This window comes from Lactobacillus corticis (assembly GCF_018327645.1).
GTDB lineage: Bacteria > Bacillota > Bacilli > Lactobacillales > Lactobacillaceae > Lactobacillus > Lactobacillus corticis.
In genome coordinates, this window is the sequence record NZ_BMAY01000113.1 from 1 (window position 1) to 2,712 (window position 2,712).

At 48.8% G+C, this 2,712-nt stretch carries 1 tRNA gene and 3 rRNA genes; all 4 read left to right on the forward strand.

Going from position 1 to position 2,712, the window contains the following annotated elements:
• Window positions 1-82: 82 nt before the first annotated feature.
• Window positions 83-199 (forward strand): 5S ribosomal RNA (gene rrf, locus KI210_RS09005).
• Between the two features lie 12 nt (window positions 200-211).
• Window positions 212-284, forward strand: a tRNA-Asn gene (locus KI210_RS09010).
• Window positions 285-818: 534 nt separating this feature from the next.
• Window positions 819-2,382, forward strand: a 16S ribosomal RNA gene (locus KI210_RS09015).
• 206 nt (window positions 2,383-2,588) lie between these two features.
• Window positions 2,589-2,712 (forward strand): 23S ribosomal RNA (locus KI210_RS09020); the annotation flags it as partial.

Sequence of the window (2,712 nt, forward strand, 5' to 3'; positions counted from 1 at the left end):
TCGAGGACTTGACCAAAAGCGAGGTTTTCGAGAAGCGGAAGGTATTCAGTTTTGAGCGTGCAAGCTCAAAGAAAAGGAAAAGTGCGGTAACGAAAGCAAGAAGGAAACACCTGTACCCATGCCGAACACAGAAGTTAAGCTTCTTAACGCCGAGAGTAGTTGGTGGGCAACTGCCTGCGAGGGTAGGAAGTCGCCGCGCTTTTTTTAATATTCCGGCTTAGCTCAGTTGGTAGAGCGCGTGACTGTTAATCACGATGTCGTCAGTTCGAGTCTGACAGCCGGAGTAAGGATGAAGAATGAAGAAGTGAGGAGGCCGCGGGCCTCCTCCTTTTTTTATTTCTAAGATCGATAAACCTTAATTAGGGTAATATACCTAGTAAATTATAACGATTCTGTTCACTTAAGCAGAGTCGTTTTTTGTTTAGGCTGAATTATTTTGCTGAAACAAAAAAAGCTCTTGCATCAAAAAGCAAATAAGGGTATTCTAATTAAGTCGCAAATTTGAGCGGCGCCAATGAAAAAATGAATTTTGAAAAAGTTGAAAAAATAGCTTGCAAAGTTCAAAAGAAGTTGGTAACATATTTAACTGTTGCGAGTCAAAAGCAACGCAAACGAAAAACGCAGATAAAAGTTTTGCTTGACAAGAGCCAAAACAATCTGCTAAACTAAAACAGCTGTCTAGAATCAAAAGACAGCGAGGTAGTACCTTGAAAACTGAACAAGAAATCGCAAAGTGTGCGGGTTAGAGATAACCCAAGCAAAGAGCGAAGTCAATTCGCAAGCAATAAAGGAATGAGCAATCATTCAAACATCATGATAAAAATGAGAGTTTGATCCTGGCTCAGGACGAACGCTGGCGGCGTGCCTAATACATGCAAGTCGAGCGAGCTTGCCTTTAGAAGTTCTTCGGAATGGACAAAGATACAAGCGAGCGGCGGATGGGTGAGTAACACGTGGGCAACCTGCCCTTAAGACTGGGATACCACTTGGAAACAGGTGCTAATACCGGATAAAAACACAAGCTGCATGGCGAGTGTTTAAAAGGCGGCGCAAGCTGTCGCTAAAGGATGGGCCCGCGGTGCATTAGCTAGTTGGTAAGGTAAAGGCTTACCAAGGCGACGATGCATAGCCGAGTTGAGAGACTGATCGGCCACATTGGGACTGAGACACGGCCCAAACTCCTACGGGAGGCAGCAGTAGGGAATCTTCCACAATGGACGCAAGTCTGATGGAGCAACGCCGCGTGAGTGAAGAAGGTTTTCGGATCGTAAAGCTCTGTTGTTGGTGAAGAAGGATAGAGGTAGTAACTGGCCTTTATTTGACGGTAATCAACCAGAAAGTCACGGCTAACTACGTGCCAGCAGCCGCGGTAATACGTAGGTGGCAAGCGTTGTCCGGATTTATTGGGCGTAAAGCGAGCGCAGGCGGAAGAATAAGTCTGATGTGAAAGCCCCCGGCTTAACCGGGGAAGGTCATCGGAAACTGTTTTTCTTGAGTGCAGAAGAGGAGAGTGGAACTCCATGTGTAGCGGTGGAATGCGTAGATATATGGAAGAACACCAGTGGCGAAGGCGGCTCTCTGGTCTGTAACTGACGCTGAGGCTCGAAAGCATGGGTAGCGAACAGGATTAGATACCCTGGTAGTCCATGCCGTAAACGATGAGTGCTAAGTGTTGGGAGGTTTCCGCCTCTCAGTGCTGCAGCTAACGCATTAAGCACTCCGCCTGGGGAGTACGACCGCAAGGTTGAAACTCAAAGGAATTGACGGGGGCCCGCACAAGCGGTGGAGCATGTGGTTTAATTCGAAGCAACGCGAAGAACCTTACCAGGTCTTGACATCCTTTGCAAAGCCAAGAGATTGGAAATTCCCTTCGGGGACAAAGAGACAGGTGGTGCATGGCTGTCGTCAGCTCGTGTCGTGAGATGTTGGGTTAAGTCCCGCAACGAGCGCAACCCTTGTTATTAGTTGCCAGCATTAAGTTGGGCACTCTAATGAGACTGCCGGTGACAAACCGGAGGAAGGTGGGGACGACGTCAAGTCATCATGCCCCTTATGACCTGGGCTACACACGTGCTACAATGGGCAGTACAACGAGCAGCGAGCCTGTGAAGGCAAGCAAATCTCTGAAAGCTGTTCTCAGTTCGGACTGCAGGCTGCAACTCGCCTGCACGAAGCTGGAATCGCTAGTAATCGCGGATCAGCACGCCGCGGTGAATACGTTCCCGGGCCTTGTACACACCGCCCGTCACACCATGAGAGTCTGTAACACCCAAAGCCGGTGGGGTAACCGTAAGGAGCCAGCCGTCTAAGGTGGGACAGATGATTAGGGTGAAGTCGTAACAAGGTAGCCGTAGGAGAACCTGCGGCTGGATCACCTCCTTTCTAAGGAAAGCAGCGGAAGCGGAGAGTATGAGAGTACTAGAAGAAGCAACCGAAGCGAAACGGAAGCACACCGAGCGAATCTTGTTTAGTTTTGAGGGCAAAACCTCAGAGCTAGTACGTTGAAAACTGAATACCGAAAGCAAAAGAAAACCGAGACAATCGTAAAGAACAGATTGTGAGAGCGACCGAGAGAGAGACTTGGAATAGGTCAAGCAGAGAAGGGCGCACGGTGAATGCCTAGGCACTAGCAGCCGATGAAGGACGTGACGAACTACGAAAAGCTTCGGGGAGATGTAAGTAATCAGAGATCCGGAGATGTCCGAATGGGGG